This is a genomic window from Lysinibacillus sp. G01H (genome assembly GCF_028872195.1).
In the GTDB taxonomy this organism is placed as follows: domain Bacteria; phylum Bacillota; class Bacilli; order Bacillales_A; family Planococcaceae; genus Lysinibacillus; species Lysinibacillus capsici.
On record NZ_CP118397.1, the window covers coordinates 3644916 to 3669008 of the forward strand.

Sequence of the window (24093 nt, forward strand, 5' to 3'; positions counted from 1 at the left end):
GCTAGGTTAGGTGTGCGCTTTAAACAATATATTTTTCAGCATCAATTAATTTAACTGAAGCCTCACGCTTCTTCACAATTAGATTGTATGGATTATTACGCGTTAGCTTACGCAGTGCAGATAATGTCATACGGGCTGCATCGCCATCTGCTGAAGCAAGAATTGTGTCTTTTGCTTCCTTTTCGATTTCTGCGAATGCTTCCTGGCAGAAAATTTGTGTGTATAGCAATTTTTGATGTGCTTTTTCAACACCGTCACAAGCAATTGCCTTTTCTGTACGTAAGACAGCTGATTCCATTGCAAATAATTGGTTAGCTATATTCGCAATGTTTACCAATACTTCTTGCTCTTGATCAAGCTTTGCACCAAAGCGTTGGGCTGCTAAGCCTGCAGCTAAGACAGCAATTTTCTTGGCATTTTTCACTAAATATTTTTCTTGTGCTAACGGCTCTGTACCGATTTCCTCTGGCATTAGCATAAGCAGCTCTTGCTGTAAATTTTGAGCCACTTGTAATAATGGCAGCTCACCTTTTAGCGCCTTTTTCATAAATGTACCAGGTACAATCATGCGGTTAATTTCGTTTGTTCCTTCAAAAATTCGATTAATACGAGAATCACGGTAAATACGCTCTACCTCATACTCAGCCATAAAGCCATAACCGCCATGAAGTTGGACAGCTTCGTCAGCAATATAGTCTAATGTTTCTGAACCGAATACTTTGGCAATAGAACATTCAATCGCATATTCGGCGATCGCACCTGCAATTACTTTTCCTTGCTTTTGCTCTTCCAGGCTTAACTGGCTTAAGCGATCCTCAAATAGTCCAACAGTACGATAGTTTAATGATTCAGAAGCATACAATTGAGAAGCCATTGTTGATAATTTTTCTTTTGTCAGATTGAAATCAGAAAGCTTTGTCTTAAACTGCTGACGTTGGTTTGTATACTGAATAGCTAACTCCAATGCACGTTTCGATCCGCCAATTGTGCCCACGCCTAGTTTATAACGACCAATGTTTAAAATATTGAACGCAATGATATGCCCACGCCCAATTTCGCCTAATAGATTTTCTACAGGTACTTCCGCATCTTCCAATACTAATGTACGAGTTGATGATGATTTAATCCCCATTTTCTTTTCTTCAGGACCAACTGAAACACCATTGTAGGCACGTTCTACGATAAAGGCAGAGAATTTATCGCCATCAATTTTTGCGTAGACCACAAATACATCAGCAAAGCCTGCATTCGTAATCCATTGTTTTTCACCATTTAAAATATAATGTGTGCCAGCTTCATTTAATTTTGCAGTCGTTTTTGCACCTAGAGCATCTGAACCTGAACCTGGCTCTGTTAATGCATAGGCAGCGATTAATTCACCTGAAGCAAGCTTAGGTAAATATTTTTTCTTTTGATCTTCATTACCGAATAGAACAATTGGTAATGACCCAATTCCAACATGAGCACCATGTGTGATAGAGAAACCACCTGCAACAGACATTTTTTCAGCGATTAAAGCGGAAGAAACTTTGTCTAATCCAAGCCCTTCGTATTCTTCAGGCACATCTGCTCCAAGTAAGCCTAATTCGCCTGCACTTTTTAGGAGACGCACTGAATGTTCAAATTCATGGTGCTCTAAATTTTCCATTACTGGTAAAACTTCATTTGTAACGTATTCCTCTGTTGTTTTAGCAATCATTTTATGTTCGTCAGTGAAATCTTCCGGTGTAAATACACGATCTAATTCCACATCTTCAATAAGAAATCCGCCGCCTTTAATGAAATCAGTTGTTTTTTCAGTCATGATTAATTCCTCCCAATATATCTTTTTGTTAGTTGATTCCCCTAATGATCATATATAGAAAAGCTTGACGTATACAATGTTCGGAGGCAACCGTAAACTGTACACCTCAAGCTGATCTAGCAAAAATTATAGAACTTCAAATACGCCAGCAGCACCCATGCCGCCACCAATACACATTGTCACTACGCCATATTTCTTCCCTTGACGCTTCAATTCATGAATTAGCTTTAATGTTAAAATAGCTCCCGTTGCGCCTAGTGGGTGACCTAATGCAATCGCTCCACCATTGACATTGACTTTCTCTTGGTCGATGCCTAAATGACGTACCACTTGTAATGACTGTGAAGCAAACGCTTCATTGATTTCCCATAAATCAATATCCTCGATGGATAAACCTGCAATTTCCAACGCTTTTGGCACTGCCACGATAGGCCCGATCCCCATTACTTCAGGAGGTACACCGCCAACTGCAAAGCCTAGGAATTTTGCCATTGGTGTCAGTCCTTGCTTGTCAGCTTCTTCACGATCCATTACTAGTACAGCTGCTGCACCATCAGAAGTTTGAGAGGCATTCCCCGCCGTTACACTGCCTTTTACGTGGAAAGCTGGACGCAATTTTGCCAAACCTTCAACTGATGTACCTGGACGTACACCTTCATCCATACTAAATGTGAATTTTTTCACCTGTGGTTTATTGTTATCGTCTACGTAATGCTGTTCCACTTCGATTGGTACAATTTCATCATTGAATTTACCTTCTTTAATTGCCTTTTCAGCAAGCTCGTGCGAGCGAACAGCAAAAGCATCTTGGTCTTCACGACTAACATTATATTGACGAGCTACTTCCTCAGCTGTATGCCCCATGCCCATATAATATTGTGGAGCCGTTTCTGCTAAAGTCGGATTTAAACGTGGTGTATTCCCTACCATCGGCACCATACTCATGGATTCTACACCACCAGCAAGAATTGCCTTTGAGTGTCCTAACATAATTCGCTCTGCTGCATAGGCAATTGCCTGTAAACCTGATGAGCAAAATCTGTTAATTGTCAGAGCAGGCGTTGTATCTGGTAATCCAGCAAGTGCCCCAATACTACGTGCTACATTCATTCCTTGCTCTGCTTCAGGCATTGCACAGCCTAAAATTAAATCATCAATTGGCCCTTCATAGCCTGCTCTTTTCAATGTTTCCTTGACTACAACAGCACCAAAATCATCTGGTCTTACTGTTGCTAAAGAACCTTTTTTTGCTTTTCCAATTGGAGTTCGTGCTCCTGCTACAATAACGGCTTCACGCATCGTATTAATCCCCCTTTGTTTCATGTGCAAGATTGATCTATTTCGTCAATTAGTTACGAAGTGGTTTACCTTTTAACAGCATGTGTTGCATTCTTTGCTGTGATAGCGGATCAGCAACAAGACTAAGGAATGCCTCACGCTCTAAGTTCAATAAATATTGCTCATCGACTAATGTGCCGTACGGAACCTTTCCACCTGCAATAACATAAGCTAATTTTTTAGCAATTTTTAAATCATGTTCGCTAATAAAGCCTGACTCAAACATCCCTTGCGCACCGATGAGTAATGTACCATAGCCTGATGCACCGACCACTGGCACTTTAGTTGGTACAGGTGGTTGATAGCCCGCTTCGTAAAGTGCTAATGCCGCCTGCTTCGCATCATACAATTGATGATCTGGATTAACTGAAATACCATCCGCAAAGTTTAGGAAATTATTTTCACGTGCTTCCTCACCAGATGTTGAAACCTTCGCCATCGCAATTGTTTCAAATACTTTATTAGCAATATGTTGATAGTCTACCTCTACGCCGTTTGGTAAGCCCTTGAGGAATTTTTGATAGAGCGCTTTATTTCCGCCACCACCTGGGATTAATCCAACCCCTACTTCCACTAAGCCCATATATGTTTCCATTGTTGCTTGAATATGTGCAGCTGGTAAGCAAACCTCTGCTCCCCCGCCTAATGTCATGGCAAACGGTGCTGCTACAACAGGCTTACGTGAATATTTAATTTTCTGCATAGCATCTTGGAATGCCTTAATGACGAAATCTAGCTCAAATATATTATCATCCTGTGCTTCTACTAAAATCATTCCTAGATTAGCCCCAACACAGAAGTTTTTCCCCTGATTACCAATGACTAAGCCTTTATAGTTAGCCTCTACTTCATCTACCGCAAAGTTAATCATTTGGATAATATCCAAACCGATTGCATTGGATTGCGAATGGAACTCAAGTAATGCAATTCCATCCCCTAAATCTATTAAACTAGCACCTGTGTTTGATTTAATCACACCATGCTTTTTCTTATAACGTTTTAAATTAATCTCTTTTTCATTGACTGGCACTTTCACATATTGTGAACCATTATAGTAAGCTAAATCTCCGTCTAATTCTGTATAGAATGTCTCCACGCCATTTGCTAACATCTCTTTGACAAATACAGGTACCTCTCGGCCCTCAGCCTCCATTTTCGCCACAGAATCTTTTACGCCTATAGCATCCCAAATCTCAAATGGCCCTTGTTGCCAACCGAAGCCCCATTTCATCGCGTTATCAATGGCTACGATATCATCTGCAATCTCCCCATGTAGCTGTGCAGAATAAAGGAGCGTTGGTGCAAAAATCCCCCATAATAGCTCGCCTGTACGATCCTTTGCATAGGTTAACGCCTTCACTTTATTGGCCAATCCACGAGTTTGTTTTGCCATTTCAATAGAAGGTGTTTTTAATTTTTTGGCTGGACTATACGTTAAGGTTGCTGGATCAATCTCATGTATCTCTTTTCCTTGTTTTAAGAAGAAACCTTGACCCGATTTTGCACCTAACCAACCGTTCGTGACCATTTTTTGTAAAAATTCAGGTACTGCAAATACTTGCTGCTCCTCACCTGTTGTTTGATCGTAAACATTTTTCGCTACATGAATGAATGTATCTAAACCAACTACATCTAGCGTACGGAAAGTTGCAGACTTTGGACGGCCGATAAGCGGACCTGTTACAGAGTCTACCTCACCAACAGAGTAACCACCTTTTAACATTTCCTGTAAAGTGATAAGTAAACCATATGTTCCAATGCGGTTGGCAATAAAGTTTGGTGTATCTTTTGCAAGTACAACACCTTTACCAAGCACATCTTCCCCAAACGTTTTCATGAAGCTAACTACTTCAGGAGCAGTTGTATTGGCAGGAATCACTTCTAATAATTTTAAATAGCGAGGTGGGTTGAAAAAGTGTGTGCCAAGAAAATGCTTTTGAAAATCATCTGAACGTCCCTCTGCCATCGCATTAATGCTAATACCAGATGTGTTTGAACTAATGATTGTTCCTGGTGAACGAACTGCATCAATTTTTTCGTACAGACTTTGTTTAATTGATAAGTTTTCTACAACAACTTCAATAATCCAATCTACATCTTTTAGTTTCCCTAAATCATCCTCGAAGTTGCCAACTGATAGTAGTGATAAATTTTTCTTAGAAGTAAGTGGTGCTGGCTTTTGCTTTAATAACTTTTGCAAAGCTCCGTTTACAATACGATTTCTAACAGCTGGATGCTCTAAAGAAAGGCCCTTTACTTCTTCCTCTTGCGTTAGTTCCTTTGGTGCAATATCCAATAGTAATGTTGGTATACCGATATTTGCTAAATGTGCTGCAATTCCAGAGCCCATCACCCCAGAACCTAGAACAGCTGCTTTTTTAATGTTGTAAGTCACAAGCAATTCCCCCTTATTCTCCCATTGAATGAATAGCCATTCATTTTTTGGCCAAAAAAATATCAAGTGTACCTTAGTAAATTTTTTGTCCTTTTGTTGAATGAGATTCCCTCCATTCAACCAAGCACGACTAAGGTTTATCTTCGTTCCAAAACGACACTTCTCAATGAATGAAGATAAAACTACTTTTCTGTTTTTAGTGTAGATTATTTTGTCTAATTTAGCAATCTTTTTTCAACAATTATTTTTGCAGTATACATCTTTTTTTGTTTTTAACGAGCTAAAAGAGGACAAGAAGTAGCGATTGAAACGGCCAAACAGAAAACTTTCAGATTGCGAGAAAAATGTGTAGAATGGAAAGCAAGGAGAGTGAATACTTAATGAAAACTATTACTACTGCAGAACAATTTAACGAATTAATCGCTGGCGACCAAAAAGTTTTAGTGAAATTTTATGCTGGCTGGTGCCCTGATTGCACACGTATGAATATGTTCATCGATCCAATCATTGAAGAGTACAACCAATATGACTGGTATGAGCTAAACCGTGACGAACTTCCAGAAATCGCTGATAAGTACGATGTTATGGGAATTCCAAGCCTATTGATTTTCCAAAATGGTGAAAAACTTGCACACTTACATAGTGCAAATGCAAAAACACCTCAGCAAGTAACAGAATTTTTATCTGCTCAACAATAATGGCGAGAGAGCTGCATTTCTTCTTGAAATGCAGCTCTTTTTGAAAGGAGTTTATTATGCGTCACCAATTGGCACTACGAGGGGCTTCACAATATGAGATTTCCATTGCACCAAGCTATCGCAATTCTGCCTGTGGACCTACTACCATTCATGTCATCTTAAATTTTTTAAATGAGTCAACTCCTTCCATTAATGAGCTATATAAACTGCTTGGTGGTACAAAAATAGGCTTATTCAAATGGAGACTGATACACCATCTTCGTCAACTGCTTCCAACGTGGGATATTCGAACTTGTTCATTAAAGGAAGCTCTACAGGAAATTGATGCAGGTCGACCAGTTGCTATGCGTTTTGATCGCTATTTTAGCCTTCAGTGGCGAGATAAAAAATCAACCTTTGCTTATCATTGGGTACCGCTTATTGGCTATGAGATAAAAAATGATAAGCTATGGCTAATATTCCATGATAATGGTGGTCCACATCGTGATAGCCAAATACGACAGGCTCTCTATAAAGACAACGAAAAGGTATTATCCTTCGTGAAAATGGTTCCTTACTAGAGCAAATATCGATTAACCTTCTATTTGCTCTCTATTCTTTTCCTTACAATAAAAAAAGCAGAGCATATGACTATACTCTGCGATGATTGATTAAATAAGCGAATACAAAGAACGGGCATGCTTGGCAATTAGCGTGTAGCCACGCTCTTCTATTGCTTTAAAAATATGTGGTTCGTAAGTTGGTAACACAAGGCTTGTAAAATCAGCGTCAATTGGTACATTGGTTTGAATCGTTGCAAGCTCATGTGATAGCTGCAACATATCTAAATTATCTTGAATTTTTGTTCTTTGACCTGGCTTCAATTCACCGAGAGATACCAGGATTTTGTCTATTGAGCCATATGTTTGAATAAGCGTTAATGCTTGTTTAGGACCAATCCCTTTCACACCTGGGTAGCCATCACTTGAATCACCCATAAAAGCTTTCACCTGTGCAAACTGTGATGGTTCAATACAATATTCTTCTTTAAAGCGAGCGTGTGTATAAATATCATATTCTGTATAGCCCTTTTTCATAAACGCAATTTCTGTAGATGGTCTTAAAAGCTGAAGTAAATCCTTATCACCACTAATGACCGTAATGTCTGCCTCGTCCTGCCATTTCGTTATCATGGAGCCAATTAAATCATCTGCCTCCATGCCCTTCACGCCGAAATTTTGCCAGCCCATTTGCTGCGATAAATTTTTCGCCATATCAAATTGTGGTAGCATTTCCTCTGGAGGTGCTGGGCGATTCGCTTTATAGCCATCAAATAAATCATTGCGGAATGTGTGTGCGCCCATATCCCAGCAAACAGCCATATGTGTTGGCTTCATAATAGTTTGTGCTGTTAGAACATGTCGCACAAACCCTTGGGCTCCATTCGTTGGTGTTCCATCTGCCAAGCGAATAAAATGCCCCATAGCAGCCGAAGCGAAAAAAGAACGGAATAACAGAGCCATACCGTCGACAATCAATAATTTTGGTTTTGTTGTCATAATAATTTCCTCTCTATTACAATACAAAGTTTGTATTTATTTATTGTTTTCTACTTAAACATTATAGCAAACTTTTAAAAATCAGCATTGTTAATACTCGGAAATACTCTTGCTTTACAACATAACCTTTCCTTTTTTCGAGATACGATTACGATGATCTAGCTGAATGCCTGTTAACCATTGTAAAAATGCAGTTACACCGATTTTAACAGTTTCTGGACGTAGTATACCTTCTTTAGGATCAGCATAAACAAAATCAATATGACGAACACCCTCATTTTCACCAATAAGCTTGAGGATATCAAATAACTCATAAGCCGTTAAACCACCAGGTGAGGCTGCAGGAACATCACAGGCAAATACAATATCAAGTGCATCTAAATCCACTGACACATAAATGCGATCTACTTCATACATAAGCTGACGCAGCATTTCACGTATTGTGAGTTGAATACCATCACGTCGCATTTGTTTTAACGTAATCATATGAATGCCTTGTTCTTTAGCATAATGAATCATTTCGGGTGAATTGAAAAAGCCATGCAAACCGACATTATAGACATGTCTCCCCTCCACAATCCCTGCTGCAATTAACTGATGAATTGGAGAATCTTGCGCTAAACCAATTTCCTCTTGGTTTCTTGCATCTAAATGCGTATCAATCTGAATGATGCCAATGCGATCTTGTGGAAAGGCATTTTTTATACCTTTTATGGAGTGTGCGGTAATAGTATGATCTCCCCCTATCAAACAAGTAAAACTTCTTTGAAAGGCTATACTTAAATTTTCCGCAGCAGCCTCGATGGCAGATTCCGAAAGCATTCTATCATTTTCTAGAATCGCGACATCCCCGATATCCACAACTGAAAGGGCACGTAAATTCACCTGCTCATCTAAATTATACGATTGAAACCCTGGCCAAGCCTTACGAAAGGCTGTTGGGTATTGCGCTTTTGATGACGCACCATTGGCATATGATAAAAGAGCGCCATATACGACAATATCCACCTCATTCGGATTCGGATTTGTTTGTTGCTTTATCCACTGATGCATAGCTGATCCATTTTCCTGCCTCCATTGGCATTCTGACTGTGTAAACATATTCATCTACCACCTTCTTCTCTTTTCCTTTCAAGTTCAATTGACCTAAATCAATTGGTGCTCCTCTGTAAATGTCCTAACATATTTTCTTTATAGTAATAGTACCATTCGTCCAATGATTTTCGTCAAAGTTTTTCTTTTTTTCTCTTTTATTGAAAATATTCTTTTGAGCAAATAAAAAAAGCAAACTTGAAATCAGTTTGCTCAGAAATTGCATGTTTCTTTTGTTAGGAGATTGTGGCTTTTCTCAACTTTTTGAGTGTTGTTCACCGACCTTGAGCGCTTTGACACTTTTAATGAGCGGGTACCACTCTTTTGTGATTCCTTTGAGACTCTTTATGAGTGGCTTTCTCTCTTGTGCGAGCACTGTCAATACTCTTCAGAGAGCGAACCTCTTTTTTACCAACTCTTCGTCCAGAAATCTCTCTTACTCAAGCAGAGAACTCTTCCATTTCGTCTACTTCTGCTGTTTCGAAAGGCTATCGCAAAGTTCCGCTACCTCATACATGGAATAGCTTTGAAAATTATATTGACTACGCAGTTCTTGATGATAACTTAATAGTTCTTCTAGCATCGCCAAATTCTTATCAATATGCTTGCCAAAATTATGAGGATGCCACCATAAATGATAAAAGGCTTGTGCCTGTGCAGCCTTGAGCATGCCTTCCTTTATTCGCTTTACTTTTAAATTTTCGAATATACGCAATGGACTACAGTATGGTCTTAAAAAAGCACTTGATCGAATATTAATCAGTTGCTCCTCTTGCATTTCTTCCAGGGTGGCTATATGATGACCAGTTATATTCCAATAGCTATCTAACCACTTCTTAGCACCTAAAAGTCTTCCCTTTTTCGTAAACGTTTGCGCGTCATATAGCATATGATTTTCAGTGCCTCTATAACAAACATACCCCGCTTCTAAACATGCTGTAAAATAGTCTTTGTTTACTTGATTACGAGGAAAGACAATGGATTTCATGGGCGCAGTATAACCGTCACTAATTGTTTTGGTTGCATGTAAATCTGCACAAAAGGCAGCTTCTGTTTGGCCCTTCTCCAAGCAATAAAAATGAGAAAAGGTATGACTTCCTATTTCCTGATGTGGTGTACGTTTAATTTCCTCTAGTAAGGATTTACCAAAATGCAGTAGATCTTCTTGTTCATTTTCGCCAACTTTTGCTAGCTGTGTATGTGCTGCAAAGCGCATATTTTCATATTTCACAGGGATACCTCGCAAATAATGAGCCATTTCTGCCTTTGATTCAGCAAACAATAATCCAACTGTAGCCCAAGTTGCATGGATGTCATATTGCTCAAATAACGCTAGTATCCTGGGCAAGGCTTTACGTACACCATATAGGTTTTTATTGTATTGGCCATAACGAAATACGTCATGGACACCCCAATTCAGCTCAAAATCTAATGAAATAACGAGACCCCCACCATTCATGTTGCTACTTCCTCCATTTTTGCACACCTAGTAGTAGTGCACGTATTTTTGATTGGATAATGTAGCCTGAGTAAACATGAACAACCTGGCCACCAAAGCTTAATTTAAAGGCTCGTACATTTCGATTGTCCGTTAATTCTCCCATATCATATAAGACAAAACCTTGCTCCTTTAGGTGTAGCAGATTATGCCAAATTAAAAACCGATTTGCATAACGGAAAGGACGTTTTAGTTGTGCAGGCAATGCCGTTCCATGACATGTTGCCTCGAAATAAGACATCGCTTTTTTCTCATGCACAATATCTAATCGATAACATAATGTCTGTCCACAAAAACTCTGGATCTCTGATAATAATAATGCACCCTGTTCATTGAGGAGCAGAATCGTTTCCATTTGCGACTTGCTGATTGCTTCAATTTTTTTTCTTTTGGCAAATTGATTGTAAAATTGCTGAAAGGCTTTCAAATTTTCTATGGATGGCTCTTTATACAAAATGACTTGATAGGATTCTTTTTGGGCACGTCGTAAGATTTTACGATTCCCTTCAGACAGTGCTAAATACAATGAAAGCTCATGCTCTTGCAAAGAAATGTGAATCGTTTCGCTTTTTACAAGCTTCCGACTTGGTACTAATGAATGCGTATAGCCTACAACTTTCATAGACTTTCGAAAATTGGCTGGCTTTTCTAGAAAATAAAAATGCTGCATTGCGATATTCCATCGCTTACTTTTAATGGACAGAATGTACATCGCCCCCACTCTCTGTATATTTTTCTACACGGTGTCGCTCAAAACGAGCAATTTTATAATGTTTCATTCGAGAAATAGGTTTATAGCCTAGCTGTACTAAGCGCTTGCGCTTGCGCCATTGCCAAAAACTTACCGTTATCCACAATGTTTGTGCTGGTTTTATTTTCCGTAAAAAAGCTGTAATAATATCGATTTGTTTGAAAACATCATAGGCTAAAAAATAGGTTTGTTTCGGTAAGGCTTCTACAATTTGCATTGAATCCACTCGCCAGTTTGTGGCATGTAATGCAAACGCCAGCTTATTCGTTTCCGCAAAGGAGTCTTTATAAATCGTATAGCCCTTATAAAGGAGGGCCATGACTTTTTCCTGATCAAGCTGCATCGCTTCCTGAATCGACATTTCTTCAAATAAGTTTCCGACAGGTTGCTGTGGTGATACGTCCTCTGATGGGGATAATTCATACAGCTCCACTTGTTTCAAACGAATAAATTTTTCTACGAATTGTTGTCCATATTCTAGCCAATCTTTTACCTTTCCATACTTTACTAAGTATCGTAAATGGCCCAGTGTGTTACGCTTCCAATCTACGACTCGTTGGTTCCCTTTCATAAATTCTTTGAGCCTTTGCTTTAACGATAAAAAACCTGCCAGTAGATTTGTACGTTTCGTACCGCTGCTAGCAAGCATCTGTCTGGTAAAATCAATGTCGGAGCGCCAGTCAAATTTATAAGACTCATAGCCTATGCTCATATCATATAAGCGATAGTTAGCAGTAAACGTTCGCTGGATGGTTTCCTGAGTGACTATACGACCAGCACCAAATAAATTAAAAGTTGGCTCATGCGCAAGAGCATATGTTACATAGCGGCCACGACAGCATAATCCATAGGTAAAAGCAATCCACTGGTTTTCAAAGACAAGTGCATCGACCTCTACCTGTAACGCCTCACCTTTAAGCATCGTTAAACGCTCAAAAAAATCTCTTTTCTTGCCTTTTGTAAAGCCACTTGTATCTAGTTTTTTTGCCCATCGTCGATCAAATAACCGAAACATTTGCCAAAGCTCGTCCTGTGAAGGCTCACGTCGTTCTAAGGAGCCTAAATTTCTAAGTTTTCGTTCTCGTCGATTAACGCCATGCATTTTTCGACGTTGATTGAAATGCCGCTGAAAATCAATTTCTGAAAAAGCAAGATAGGGTGTCACAACTCGGAACAGGCTTGTACGTAATTGTCTTTCTACAAAGTATTGCTCTAAGATCTTAGTAGACACCTTGCTTTCTAATAACCCATGCAAGGAAAAAAGAATATGCCGATGCTTTTTAATCAGCTCATCAAATACAAAGGTTGTAACTTGCTGTAACCATTCCTTTTTAGCCACAACCCCTGTATAATTGGCGATGTTTTCTCCCGCAAAAGCATACACCCTTATCCCCCAACGAATAGACACTGTAAAAGGAAAAAAGGCCCTAATCGTCCCGTCATGTTCAATGGCGTAAAGCTCTACACGCTCTTTCCGTCCTACAATTTGCCACCAATTATAAAACCACGCAAATTCTATAAATGGATTATCATTGTTCTCTTCTTCTAAAATGGCATCCCAAATTTCCTTGTACCACATAAGCTCATCATCAGTTCTAATGCGAATTAATTGCAATTTAATCCCCTTTCTTCACTAGTTCTGAAACAGCCTGTTGATAAACCAGTAATGTTTTTTGATACATGGGGGTGAAGGTGAAGTACTGTAAATAACGCTGCTCACTGGCCGTCCCCATTTCCCCTCTTAAAGGAGCATCCATTAATAATTGATGCAGCCTCTTCTTCAATAATTCATTATTCTCTCGCTCCACTAAAAACCCATTGTCATGATCATTAATAAGCTCTTTCACACCACCTACATTTGTTGCAATAATAGGAAGACCTACGCGCATCGCTTCAATAATCGAAATCGGCAAGCCTTCCCAATCTGATAACAGAACAAATAGGTGGCATTTCTCCAGATAAGAATGAACGTCTAATTGATTACCTAAAAATGTTACACGATTTGATAAACCATTTTGTTCAACGAAATGTTCTAAAGCTGGACGCAGAGAACCATCCCCAATCAATTGAAGGTGCCAAGGGATATCCGTCAGTTCCGCTAAAGTCTTTAACAAGACATCTTGTCTTTTAGGCACTTCAAAACGAGCAACCATGACAATGACTGGCTGCTCCATGCATATCTTTTCAGTTGTCTCATTTCTCTCTATAGGGTCAATGCCGTTGTGAATAGTCAGCAATTTATGAGCAGGAGCGACCTTTTTCATTAGTGCTAGTTCCCGATCATATTCAGACACCGTAATAATTTTTGTCGTAAATGGCTGAATAGATCTTTCCATCCGTTGATAGAATAGCTTTTTCTTGTAAGGAACACCTTCTGTAAAGCTCCAGCTATGCGCTGTAAAAATAGTTGGAATTTTTAACAACCTACCAACTACGCGACCGATCACACCAGCCTTAGAGGAGTGGGTGGCTATAACGTCTGGTTGTAGATGTTTGAAAACGGCTCTTAATTGCCAAAATGCTTGAAAATCTTTCGCTAGATGAATAGCCCGTTGAAGAGCAGATATACTGATAACAGGAATTTTATGCTCTTGTAAGCGCCACAGTGATGGTTGATAGGAGCCCGTCACTACTGTGACATCATGCCCATCCTGTTTTAAGTGGATAGCAAGTGCCTCCACATGTTTTTGCGCACCTCCAACTTTATCCATTCGTGTAATAAGCTGAACGATCTTCAGTATGGCCACTCCTTATTTTTTAATAAGCACCTGTGCGTGTAACTACAACATAAATTGTCTTCAACAAAATTTGGACATCCAACCAAAAGGAATAATGATCAACGTATTCAATGTCATATGATATTTTTTGTCCATGTGAAATATTCGACCTACCATTAATTTGAGCGAGGCCTGTTAATCCTGGCTTTACCTCCAAACGCCGAGCCTGTAAGGAATTATATGCATTCGTGATCGTTGGTACCTCAGGACGTGGACCTACAATGCTCATATCACCCTTTAACACATTTAAAAGTTGTGGAATTTCATCAATACTGAGTTTTCGAAGAATAGCGCCCACTTTTGTGATGCGTGTATCTTGCTCTGTTTTAAAATAATAATCATCAGGGATTCCATCAGCACAAATAGTCGGCATATTGACTGGAACTGCCTGAATACACATTGTTCGTAGCTTCCAAATCACAAAGCGGTGATGATCGAGGCCAGTTCGGATTTGTTTAAAAAAAATGGGGCGACCTGTCGTTATGAGTAAAATGAGGAATATAGCTAGCATTAGAGGTATCGTTATAAAAAGCAAAAATAATGCCCCAATAATATCAAATATTCTTTTGCCGTACTGACCATAGAATGTGAGATTCTGAGCTGTCTGAACGTGCAATACATCATCCTTTGCATTTTTTTAGCACTTAACTCTATATATTCATTTTGAACATTTCTAGAACTCTTTTAGAAAAAGTGCTTATTTTATGAAAAAAAGAGTTATATCAGCGTTACTTGCTGAATAACTCTTGCTGTCTTATTATATGCTTGCTTCAAAAATTTGAACATCACATTCAATCACAACATTACCTTTTAATGCTTTACTGATCATACATGTTTGTTCTGCCTTATGTGTTAAGCGTAGAAGTCTTTTTTCAAGATGTTCTGTTAGCTCTTGCACAATAATAGTCGGTTTATGCACAATTTTTTCATACGTAAAAATGCCATTTTCTACACTAACAAATCCGTGTGCCTGCATGGATAATTCCAGCACAGCTATTTCTGACCTTTCGAATAAAGCAGCTAGTGTAATTAAATAACAGGTTGCAGCTGCCCCTAACAGCATTTCATCTGGATTTGTACCAATGCCAGGTCCATTCATTTCCCGAGGAATAGAAATTTGTGTTTGCAAATTACTAGCTTTGATATTTCCTGTACCGTTTCTTCCTTCTGACCAAGTTAAGTCCATTGTAAATTTATGCTGAACCATTCTAGATCCTCCTTTATTTGTGAAGCGAAGAAAAATGCCCGCTTACAAACGTAAGACGAGCATTCCTTTTATTCAACTGTTACTGTATTTTTTTCTGTGTCAATATGACGACCTTTCTTAGTCACGGTTTGGTACTCTGCAAGACGAGCGGTCGTACGCCAATAGTGATAGACAAGTCGATCAATCCACAGCAAAGTCTCCACTTTCGATACGGCTGTCTCTAACTCTACCACATTTTCAACAGTATGCTCAAAATATGCGTTTCGTTTATCACGACGCACCGCAGCCATTTCAGAGGAAGTAACCTCAAGCAAGTTAGCAATCTCAGGTAGACGTTCATCCTCATCAATGATTAGTAGTACTTTTTCCAATACCTCTAACCACTTTTGGGTTAATGTCTCCTGTAATTGAAAGGCATTTGGATGTTGCTCACGTAATGCCTTTGACAAACGATATAAGTGGTCTAAAGCATGTAAAAGGGCAATATGCTTATACCGTTCTTTTTGAGAGGAAGATTGGATAGCATCCATAAATAAACGTGTTTTTTCGATTGCCTCATCTATTTGAGCCAATCTACTGTCTGTTTCAGCTGTGCGTTTTTTTCCTTGAATAAGAGAAACGAGTACTTTAGTCATTTCCTTAGTAATATCTTGTAATGTATTAAAGGATACCTCTACAGCAACCCCAGGTAGTTTGGCAACACTACTATCTAAATTACGAGTTAAATAACTTCCTTTTTCAGGTATCATTTTTTCAATGGCCTTTGCAAAAGGACGAACAAATGGCACAAAGAGTATCGCGCCAATCACACTAAATAATGTATGGAAAACAGCAATGCCCAGTGTTTCATCAAAGCTACCATTGATGGATTTCGTGACGAACTCTGTAAGTGCAAACATAAACCTTGCACCGAATGTCACTAGTATAGCAGTGACTACATTGAACATTACATGTGTCACAGCTGTTCGTTTTGCAGCTGTTGATGCACCAATCGCAGCAAATAACGCTGTAGCTGTCGTCCCGATATTTTGACCAATGACTAAATAAGCAGCCTGTTCAAAATCAATGGCACCTGCATATAAAGCTGTTAAAGTGGCTGCTATTGCAGCACTAGAAGCCTGCATAATAACCGTCATGATAAGACCCAAAACAATTAAAATTAGCTTGCCACTAATAGAATTTGCACTAAATGCATCGAATGGAATTTTATCTTGTACCGCAGCCATTCCTCCCTGAAGAACATCAATGCCTAAAAATAATAAGCCAAAACCAGTCACTAGCCCTCCAATTGCTTTGTAATCACGTGGTGCGAGCAATTGAACAAATACACCAAGCGCAATAAAAGGCAAGGACATTGTCTGCATATTGATCTTAAAGCCGATTAATGAAATAATCCAACCAGTACTCGTACTCCCGATATTGGCGCCAATAATAACGCCAATCGATTGGACAAATGTGAGAAGTCCAGCACTGACAAAACCTATCGTAATCAAGGTCGTGGCCGTGGAGGATTGTACAAGCATTGTCATAAATGTACCAGATAATACCGAGCTAATGGTCCCACCTGTAAAACGATTGAGCCATTTTTTCAAGGCATCTCCTGCCAATTCCTTTAAACCGTTTGTTAGCATCGTCATTCCAAGTAAAAATAAACCGATGCCCCCAAGCACATTGATCAACCTATCAACACTCCCTACTAAAATTGTATCTCTATTATGAAAGACTCCTTTTTAAAGGAGCTTTATTCCCCAAACATTCTTAATAGTACCATTATTAAATTTGAGAAAATAGGGATATTTCCCTGCATTGTACAAAATCAACCATTATTTTACGAAAAACAATGTGATAATTTTTATGGTAGAATAGAATAAATAATTCTTTAGGAGATTTTCAAAATGATTTTAACAAAGCAAGAAGCAATACAGGCACTTAAAAAGAACAAATTCATCGGTTTTACTATTACAACGGGTAATATTATTATGAAAAAGATTAATAAAACCGAGTATAATATTTTTGTTTTTGAAGAAGGAAGAGAAAAACCATTACGCTATGTAGGCTCTATCATGAACGTGATGGCGACAATGAGCGATAAAGCTTCTAAGAAAGATTTTGTGATTGTTGAACAACTACCAGCAGGAAACAGTGCTAAAGAAACTCAATCTTCTGAACAGGAAGCAACAACAGAGGAAAAAATAGCACCATATGAAGAAAAGCCTTTAGTTGAAGGACAGGAAGAAAGCCGTGCGATTGCTGGCTATGAGGGCTTATATGAAATGACGACAAGCGGTCGAATTATTACAGTAAGAGAAAACCGCCCATTGGCTCGCTGTAATGATGAATATGGCTTCCATATTGCGCGACTAACAAAGGACGGCAAAGCATCGAGCCATAATGTCTTTGAACTTTGGAAACAGACATTCCCAGAGCTGGAACACACTCTTTTCAAAGGTGCCTTAAAAGCCAAGTATGGTACAGGCTGCAAGCTAATTGATAAACCTGGTATTCATTTTTAATGAAACACCCTCAGCATATTTTGCTGAGGGTGTTGTTATTTAGATATGGTATATTTTTTGCCACTTGAAAATCTTTATTATATTGATTTTAGCTACTTTATGGAAGCCTGCCTGCATGAGCTTTCTTCGTCTGTATCTCTTATACCACGGGGCTATTGTACAGACTGCTCTCCCGTCCCGCTGCACATCTGCAACAATCTCCTCTAGTCGCAGGCTATCATATTCTTTTATAAACGACATATTGTCTGACAGCTCATAGGTATAGTTAACCGTTTCTTCCGCTACCGTTTTATCGTGTCGCTTATAGATGACATGATCGCTATCTGCAAAGAGTCGATAGCCCTTATAGAAATCTGTAACATTTGTCGCTCGATCCTTCATTGTCATGATGTCCTTCATTGATAATTCTTGAAATCTCACATTTCCGTTATTCTGTTGTTGCTCTGCAATATAAACGTCTAAAATATGAATGGCTAGCATTCGTTGGAACATTTTTGTAACCGCTCTTAGCCAATCTTTCATGCTTGCATGCTTCAGAAAATAACGTAGTTCTCCTAATCGGTCTCGCTTCAATTTTACTAGCTGATGATTATTCGTTAATAGCCCTTTTAGGCGATCACGTATGACCATCCATAATCGAATACTACGCTCTTTAACTCCTTTTGTACTCATCACAAATTTCCTAGTAAAATCAATATGTGTATACCATTCAAACTTATATGGCTCATAGCCACTTCCTAAGTCATAATAACGATAGCCAGCTTGATGTGCTTTTAGCATATTTTCTTTTTCAATGAGGCGTCCTGGACCAAATAGATTAAAATCTGGCTCATGGCCCATTGCCTGACAAAAATTGCGCTCTCTACAGCATAGGTCAATTGTAAAAGCAATCCACTGACCTTCAAATTGTAAGCTATCAACTTCTACGCGAAGCTCCTTGCTGTTGGTTTTAGCTAGTTGCTCATAAAATAGACGAGTTTGCTTTTCGGTAAAGCCACTTTTATCAATTTTCTTTTGCCATCTTCTCTGGAATAACGTAAACATGTCTTGTAGATGCTTGTGATTTACTTCCTGAAAGACGACATGACCAAGTGAATTTAATTTGTTTTCACGCCGTTTAAGGCTTTTGAATTTCTTGCGATGCCTCTTTAGAAATGTTTCCATAGGAATGGTTTGAAAATCAATATAAGATGTGACAGTTCGAAAAATCGAATGAGGCATCTGATATTCAATCGCATATTTTTCTAATTCTTGAGAGGTATTTTTACTTTCTAATAATCCATGTAACACGATTAAATAACGCTTATATTTTCGTGAAAACTCCTTCAAAAGAAACGTAATGGAAGGTTCTAACCACTCCTTGTCAGCGATCACTTCCATATAGGTCGCAAAACCTTGTCCTAAAAAGCTGAAATAATGGATTGTACCAAAACGTACAGAATGCACTAACGGAAAAAAGGCAACTGCTCTACCTTGATGTTCCACTATGTAAATCTTGACATTGTCATGAATCCCGAGCGTTGTCCACCAAGTTGAAATCCATTCGTACTCAATAAAAGGGTTATTATTATACTCTCTTTCCAGAATCTCTGACCAAGTGCTCCGATAGGGCTCTAACTCTTCGATAGTCGTGATGAGTTTATAAGCTAGCAATGAACTAAATCGCTCCTTTTCACATGATCATCGCCATACATTTAGTAGCCACTATATTCCTAGCAAGAAAGTATTAGAACATTACACCAACGTAAAAACCCCTCCTTATTAGAAAGGAAGGGCTTCGTTTCATTTACACGTTTACAAGTGATGCCTCATCTTTTGTCACTGCATTGGCCATATGTGCTGTCGCCACAAAGCTTAGTGTCATCCCAGGCCCAATGGTTGCGCCTGGGCCAGGATACGTTTCCCCCATGATAGATGCTGAACAATTGCCAGAAGCGTACAACCCTTCAATGGGTTCGCCATTCTCCTTTATTACACGAGCATATTTGTCCACTACGAGGCCACCTTTTGTGCCGATGTCTCCAGGATAAAGACGCAATGCATAGAATGGTGCTTTCTTGATTTCTGCTAAATTTGGGTTTGGTAGTGTCGGGTCCCCGTAGTAATTATCATAGGCACTATCTCCTCGATAAAAATCATCATCGTGTCCGTGCCGCGCAAAGTCATTAAAACGATTCACCGTTGCTACTAGGCTCTCCGCTGGCACATCCATTTGTTTGGCAAGCTCTTCAATCGTATCCGCACTTTTGGCAACTCCATGCTCAAACCAACTTTTCGGGAATGCCTGTCCTGGGAACAATCCTGTAAAAATATAGCGACTTTTGGCTGAGGCATCAATTAATATCCAAGAAGGAATAGCCTGCTTTGTGACCTCTTGATGCTTATACATCGTATCCACGAATTCATGGTATGGAGCTGCTTCATTGACAAATCGGTGCCCTGCACTATCCACTACAATCATATTGGGCACGCCACGATCTGCCACAAGAAAGAATGGATGTCCTTGTGGATCAATAACAGAAGGTGCTCCCCATACTTTGTCCATTAAATCCAACGTTGCACCAATTTTTACGCTAGGTTCAAGGATGTCACCTGTTTGACCTTCTGGAGAAGAAGTCCATGCAGCATTCGTAGGACTTGGTAAATACTTTTCCCGAAGTGTCTGATTATGTGAGAAGCCACCTGATGACAGAACAACACCTTTCTTTGCCTCAATTTTAAGTTCTTGTCCATCTCGTTCCACAATAATTCCAATTACTCTTCCTTTGCCCATAATGAAATCTTTAAAGGCCGTAGATAGCCAAAGCTCACCATTTGCTTCTGCAAGGGAGAGGCGTAAACGTGCAATTAAAGCTTCTCCTAATGCTACTGGATCGCTCTTAGTCACTTTTGACTTGACTAAACGCGCCCCTAATTTCAGTGCAGTAGTTTTACCTTTTAGCGTCCGTGTCATCATATTCACTTTATGAAACTCGTAGCTATTCATCGTGAAGCCTTTTGTTGATAGAGATGCACGACGCATAGAATTTGCTAAAGAGCCCATTTTTGTTAAATCGAAAATAAGTGGTTCAATGGAGCGTCCCTGTGACAAGCCACCTGGTTTTTCTGGATAATAATCCGAGTAGCCTTTTGCATATTGGAAGCGCATATGCTTTGTTTTATTGTATAAAAAACGTAACATTTCAGGCCCTCTCGTAATATAAGCTTCCTTTAGCTCTTCTGGCACACGATCACCGATTGTTGAATCAAGATATTGGCGTGCAAGTTCATGTGTATCTGGGACACCTGCACCTTTAATGATATGATTATTAGGAACCCATAAGGCACCGCCTGAAATAGCAGAAGCACCACCATAGCGATCTGTTTTTTCTATCACTAATGATTTCATTCCTTGTAACTTTGCTGTTAAACCTGCTGTCAATCCCGCTGCACCAGAGCCTACTACTACTACATCATAACTTGCATCCCATTTCATTCAACCATTCCTCCCTATATGAGCATAATCGATGAATCTGTCCTTTCTATTAAAAAGTATAGAATTAAACCAATATTCAGTCAATTTAAACCATTCCCTATTTTTCCACAAAAAAAGGCGCATACTTACTCTCCATTTAAGGTTTTAGAATCACCTTTATACAGTTATCTTCCCGTCCACCAAATATTTCATAGGCCTTATTTGCTTCTTCTAATGGCAATTGATGTGTAATGATTTCTGTCGATCCCATTATTACAATCTCTACACGATACATTAAATGGCAAGATGGCACTGTCTCCCTTTTTCACTTTTGTCACAGCTACTCCTACCTATTACATAATCCTTATGTGGGGGAATATCCTTGGTAAATGTGCAAATCGGACTTACAAATAGCAGTAGAAGTAATTTTCACAATAATATCGTCCTTCTTTTTAATAGTTGGGGCCTCTATATCTTTAATTCCCTGATATGTTACAGCTTTCACGACAAAACTCCCTTTGCATGTATCATCACAAAAAGCATAGATTTTCGACTCTATTCTTTCCTTCGCTAACCTGCAGTATGCACATCTTTATCATTATCGTTTTTATGCAGGCAAATCAATGTCAAGCATATTCATTTCTACTTAGCATATAGTTTGATAAAGACATTAAGTTGATGATAGGGCGGAGGAATTTTACAGGTGAGTGCAATGATACTTGGCGGTTTTCTATTTTTCAGTGTGAGCATTGGGGGCGCGATTGCCTGGATTTTCTCTAAGCTATTTCAGCATACAACACAGGGATTATCATTATTGTGCGGAGGTTTTTTAGTAGGCCTGCTTGTGCTAGATATCATCCCCTCTTCCTTTCAAATCTATCAATCATTTGGGATTATATTAGGTATTTTTATTGGTTATTTTATCTTTCAACTACTAGATACCTTATTTCATGCTTCTCATACACAAAATCCCTCTGTCTCTCTATTAACACTAGCTATGATTATCCATACAATCCCTATTAGTCTCACTGTTGGAAATTTACTTGGAAATGCTGCATTAAGTATTTCTCTCACAGCCTCCATTATTCTTCACCATGTTCCAGAGGGATTTGCACTATCTACTGCGCTCATCTCTCAAGGGGAAAGGCTTTGGAGACTTTTCATTTATTTCTTTATCTTCTCCATTTTCTTTAGTATTTTCATCTGGTTTGGTCAGTATTGGGCTTTACCAGACAAAGTACAAGGGATCTTAATGGGCATTTCGATAGGATTGATTGCTACAGCTAGTATTTCTGAATTCATTTTGCATCAGCTACAGAAAGTCTCAATTAAAGCATTTTTTATGTATCTATTTCTAGGTTATTTCCTAAGCTATATGTTCCATATACTTGTTGAATAACAAAGGGATGTCTCCGCACAAGAGACATCCCTTTCCTTTTTTATTCTTCTTCACTAACTAGCATTAAAGTAAGCGTTAAAATTTTAGAAACCTCTGCCCGAGTAAGATTACCTTTTGGATTAAATTTACCATTCGTACCATTTAAAATACCTAGATGTTGCAATAGACCAATAGCCTCTACTGTTTCTTGACGCATTTGATTTTTATCTGTGAATGAATTGTTTTTGCTCACTTGCGCAACATCCACTTCCATACCTTCTAAATACCTAGCAGTAATATAGGCCATTTCCTCTCGCGTAACGGGCTTTTTCGGCTCAAATTTTTCACCATTGAAAATATCGATTAAGCCATACTCTTCAAGAATCGCTACTTCCTTAGCACCCCAGAAACCATTAAGATCAGTATAAGATGCAGGACCCTCATAATCTTCATTCACATTTAAGCCAGATGCACGGAAAATAATAGCCGCAAGTTCTCCACGCGTCACTTGTCCATTTGGATTAAACGTAGTAGCTGTTGTCCCATTAATGATATCTGTTTGATATAGTAACTGAATATAGCTTTCAGCCCAATGACCAATACCATCCTTGAAATATCCACCTGCTTTTAACTCAACGTCGGCACGGGCAAATACCTGTACCATATCATTTAAATCTTCTGCACTAACTGCTTCCCATTTGCCAGCTGTATATACTTCACTCTTATAGCCATTACTAGTTTGTGTAATTTTTATTTGAATTGCCTGCCCAAATAACTTCTTCAGTTCTTCATAGTTTTCCTTAAACTCTTTTTCTCCCTCTGGATAGAGGTTTGTACCATCTTTGTACGATTGAAGAATCGCCTCTAATGAAATTTTTACTGTAATACTATTTTTTGTTGTAACAATCGTGACTTCATTATTTTCAAAGCCAATTTTAGATAACAAAAGCATTTTATAAATATCTTGATAGGACATGGCTTGTAACTGATTAGTGGCTGCAACATTCTGCTTTGGATGAATTATATTTGCCACATTTACTACATCCTGTGCATACGCCTGTCCACCAAACCCTCCTGTAAAACATGCAATACTCAGTGCACCAGCTAACATTATTTTCTTCACTGTTTTTCCCCCTTCGATTCATAGATTCAGTGTACTAAAACAACGGTTTGTAAATCTATAAAAATATGGGAATTGTACAATAATTATATAAAAGTCCTATTTTAATATGTTATAATTTCCCTATTTCTATTTTTGAATGGTGAAGAATCCAATAAAGAAACAGATTAAATTTTTATAGAGTAATTCCCTCATTTATAACAAAATATGTAAATATACATCATACAAATGTTCTCACATTGTATGATTAGTTCTAAAATATTTTTTTGTCTTTATATTAATAGGTGCTTAGAATGCTTACCGTTCCTTAAATAAGATCTACCCATCTAATTCAATTTAATGATCGTGTATGCAGTTGGGTATCAAATTAATCAGCTGGCTATTAGGTTCTACCCTATTGGTGATTATATGTATTCATGCATTAATCGGTTCACTGAAAAAAGTGAACACTTTATCTGAATTGATTCCGAATGCTTACCTATTGATATATTGTCCTTCATAAGCTAGTAGCTGGCTATTCCATGTCATGG

19 protein-coding genes and 1 pseudogene are annotated in these 24093 nt (G+C 38.7%); 4 read left to right on the plus strand and 16 right to left on the minus strand.

All coding sequences use genetic code 11. The features are described from left to right. Positions 1–19: 19 nt before the first annotated feature. From PSR12_RS18595 to PSR12_RS18605, 3 genes are all read right to left on the minus strand, one after another. A complete protein-coding gene (locus PSR12_RS18595) occupies positions 20–1804 on the minus strand; it encodes an acyl-CoA dehydrogenase family protein (RefSeq protein WP_221681259.1) in 1785 nt (594 codons plus the stop codon). A gap of 126 nt (positions 1805–1930) precedes the next feature. After that, positions 1931–3103 (minus strand): acetyl-CoA C-acetyltransferase, encoded by a 1173-nt coding sequence (locus PSR12_RS18600; RefSeq protein ID WP_221681258.1) that lies wholly within the window; start codon positions 3101–3103, stop codon positions 1931–1933. 49 nt (positions 3104–3152) lie between these two features. Continuing rightward, a complete protein-coding gene (locus PSR12_RS18605; RefSeq protein WP_221681257.1) occupies positions 3153–5537 on the minus strand; it encodes a 3-hydroxyacyl-CoA dehydrogenase/enoyl-CoA hydratase family protein in 2385 nt (794 codons plus the stop codon). 353 nt (positions 5538–5890) lie between these two features. On the opposite strand from PSR12_RS18605, the gene PSR12_RS18610 reads away from it, so the two are divergent. Both PSR12_RS18610 and PSR12_RS18615 read left to right on the plus strand, forming a co-directional pair. Beyond that, on the plus strand, positions 5891–6235 hold the full coding sequence (locus tag PSR12_RS18610; RefSeq protein ID WP_081010969.1) for a thioredoxin family protein: 345 nt from the start codon (positions 5891–5893) through the stop codon (positions 6233–6235). A 56-nt stretch (positions 6236–6291) separates the two neighbouring features. Further along, on the plus strand, positions 6292–6795 hold the full coding sequence (locus tag PSR12_RS18615; RefSeq protein ID WP_274770075.1) for a C39 family peptidase: 504 nt from the start codon (positions 6292–6294) through the stop codon (positions 6793–6795). 90 nt (positions 6796–6885) lie between these two features. Here the strand turns inward: PSR12_RS18615 and PSR12_RS18620 are convergent, their stop codons facing one another. The 9 genes from PSR12_RS18620 to PSR12_RS18660 all read right to left on the minus strand — a co-directional run bounded on the left by PSR12_RS18620 (position 6886) and on the right by PSR12_RS18660 (position 16768). Continuing rightward, positions 6886–7773: a 5'-3' exonuclease gene (locus tag PSR12_RS18620; protein ID WP_221681255.1), complete on the minus strand. Its 888-nt coding sequence runs from the start codon at positions 7771–7773 to the stop codon at positions 6886–6888. A gap of 114 nt (positions 7774–7887) precedes the next feature. Next, entirely contained in the window at positions 7888–8880 is a 993-nt protein-coding gene (locus tag PSR12_RS18625) for an agmatinase family protein (RefSeq protein ID WP_221681254.1), read from the minus strand. A 451-nt stretch (positions 8881–9331) separates the two neighbouring features. Then, entirely contained in the window at positions 9332–10324 is a 993-nt protein-coding gene (locus PSR12_RS18630) for a polysaccharide deacetylase family protein (RefSeq protein ID WP_221681253.1), read from the minus strand. A 4-nt stretch (positions 10325–10328) separates the two neighbouring features. After that, positions 10329–11075, minus strand: coding sequence for a hypothetical protein (locus tag PSR12_RS18635; protein WP_004228201.1), 747 nt, complete (start codon positions 11073–11075; stop codon positions 10329–10331). After that, positions 11056–12729, minus strand: a complete 1674-nt coding sequence (locus tag PSR12_RS18640) for a GNAT family N-acetyltransferase (RefSeq protein WP_221681252.1) — start codon at positions 12727–12729, stop codon at positions 11056–11058. The genes PSR12_RS18635 and PSR12_RS18640 overlap by 20 nt, the downstream gene beginning before the upstream one ends. Position 12730: 1 nt before the next feature. Then, positions 12731–13861 (minus strand): glycosyltransferase family 4 protein, encoded by a 1131-nt coding sequence (locus PSR12_RS18645; RefSeq protein WP_221681251.1) that lies wholly within the window; start codon positions 13859–13861, stop codon positions 12731–12733. Between the two features lie 10 nt (positions 13862–13871). Further along, on the minus strand, positions 13872–14507 hold the full coding sequence (locus PSR12_RS18650) for a sugar transferase (protein WP_221681250.1): 636 nt from the start codon (positions 14505–14507) through the stop codon (positions 13872–13874). 141 nt (positions 14508–14648) lie between these two features. Further along, positions 14649–15098, minus strand: a complete 450-nt coding sequence (locus PSR12_RS18655) for an SACOL1771 family peroxiredoxin (RefSeq protein WP_221681249.1) — start codon at positions 15096–15098, stop codon at positions 14649–14651. Between the two features lie 68 nt (positions 15099–15166). Further along, entirely contained in the window at positions 15167–16768 is a 1602-nt protein-coding gene (locus PSR12_RS18660) for a Na/Pi cotransporter family protein (protein ID WP_274773495.1), read from the minus strand. Positions 16769–16993: 225 nt separating this feature from the next. On the opposite strand from PSR12_RS18660, the gene PSR12_RS18665 reads away from it, so the two are divergent. Then, positions 16994–17611, plus strand: coding sequence for a 3-ketosteroid-delta-1-dehydrogenase (locus tag PSR12_RS18665; protein WP_221681247.1), 618 nt, complete (start codon positions 16994–16996; stop codon positions 17609–17611). 39 nt (positions 17612–17650) lie between these two features. Here PSR12_RS18665 and PSR12_RS18670 read toward each other — a convergent pair whose 3' ends face one another. The 3 genes and pseudogenes from PSR12_RS18670 to PSR12_RS18680 all read right to left on the minus strand — a co-directional run. Next, complete coding sequence (locus PSR12_RS18670; protein WP_221681246.1) at positions 17651–19264, minus strand: GNAT family N-acetyltransferase; 1614 nt, start codon at positions 19262–19264, stop codon at positions 17651–17653. 133 nt (positions 19265–19397) lie between these two features. Further along, the gene (locus tag PSR12_RS18675) at positions 19398–21086 is read right to left on the minus strand and encodes an FAD-dependent oxidoreductase (RefSeq protein WP_221681245.1); all 1689 of its coding nucleotides are present in this window, start codon (positions 21084–21086) and stop codon (positions 19398–19400) included. A gap of 254 nt (positions 21087–21340) precedes the next feature. Next, positions 21341–21570, minus strand: a pseudogene (locus PSR12_RS18680) (alcohol dehydrogenase catalytic domain-containing protein); the annotation flags it as partial. Between the two features lie 207 nt (positions 21571–21777). Here PSR12_RS18680 and PSR12_RS18685 point away from each other — a divergent pair. Continuing rightward, a complete protein-coding gene (locus tag PSR12_RS18685; RefSeq protein WP_255601410.1) occupies positions 21778–22464 on the plus strand; it encodes a ZIP family metal transporter in 687 nt (228 codons plus the stop codon). 40 nt (positions 22465–22504) lie between these two features. Here PSR12_RS18685 and PSR12_RS18690 read toward each other — a convergent pair whose 3' ends face one another. Further along, entirely contained in the window at positions 22505–23566 is a 1062-nt protein-coding gene (locus PSR12_RS18690) for an S-layer homology domain-containing protein (protein ID WP_221681243.1), read from the minus strand. Between the last annotated feature and the right edge of the window lie 527 nt (positions 23567–24093).

Bases quoted from the DNA above. Each gene is read 5' to 3' on its own strand.
- PSR12_RS18625 (WP_221681254.1), bottom strand. From the start codon at position 8,880: ATGAATATGTTTACACAGTCAGAATGCCAATGGAGGCAGGAAAATGGA.
- PSR12_RS18665 (WP_221681247.1), top strand. From the start codon at position 16,994: ATGATTTTAACAAAGCAAGAAGCAATACAGGCACTTAAAAAGAACAAA.
- PSR12_RS18610 (WP_081010969.1), top strand. From the start codon at position 5,891: ATGGAAAGCAAGGAGAGTGAATACTTAATGAAAACTATTACTACTGCA.
- PSR12_RS18635 (WP_004228201.1), bottom strand. From the start codon at position 11,075: ATGTACATTCTGTCCATTAAAAGTAAGCGATGGAATATCGCAATGCAG.
- PSR12_RS18630 (WP_221681253.1), bottom strand. From the start codon at position 10,324: ATGAATGGTGGGGGTCTCGTTATTTCATTAGATTTTGAGCTGAATTGG.
- PSR12_RS18615 (WP_274770075.1), top strand. From the start codon at position 6,292: ATGCGTCACCAATTGGCACTACGAGGGGCTTCACAATATGAGATTTCC.
- PSR12_RS18600 (WP_221681258.1), bottom strand. From the start codon at position 3,103: ATGCGTGAAGCCGTTATTGTAGCAGGAGCACGAACTCCAATTGGAAAA.
- PSR12_RS18685 (WP_255601410.1), top strand. From the start codon at position 21,778: ATGATACTTGGCGGTTTTCTATTTTTCAGTGTGAGCATTGGGGGCGCG.
- PSR12_RS18655 (WP_221681249.1), bottom strand. From the start codon at position 15,098: ATGGTTCAGCATAAATTTACAATGGACTTAACTTGGTCAGAAGGAAGA.
- PSR12_RS18675 (WP_221681245.1), bottom strand. From the start codon at position 21,086: ATGAAATGGGATGCAAGTTATGATGTAGTAGTAGTAGGCTCTGGTGCA.
- PSR12_RS18595 (WP_221681259.1), bottom strand. From the start codon at position 1,804: ATGACTGAAAAAACAACTGATTTCATTAAAGGCGGCGGATTTCTTATT.
- PSR12_RS18620 (WP_221681255.1), bottom strand. From the start codon at position 7,773: ATGACAACAAAACCAAAATTATTGATTGTCGACGGTATGGCTCTGTTA.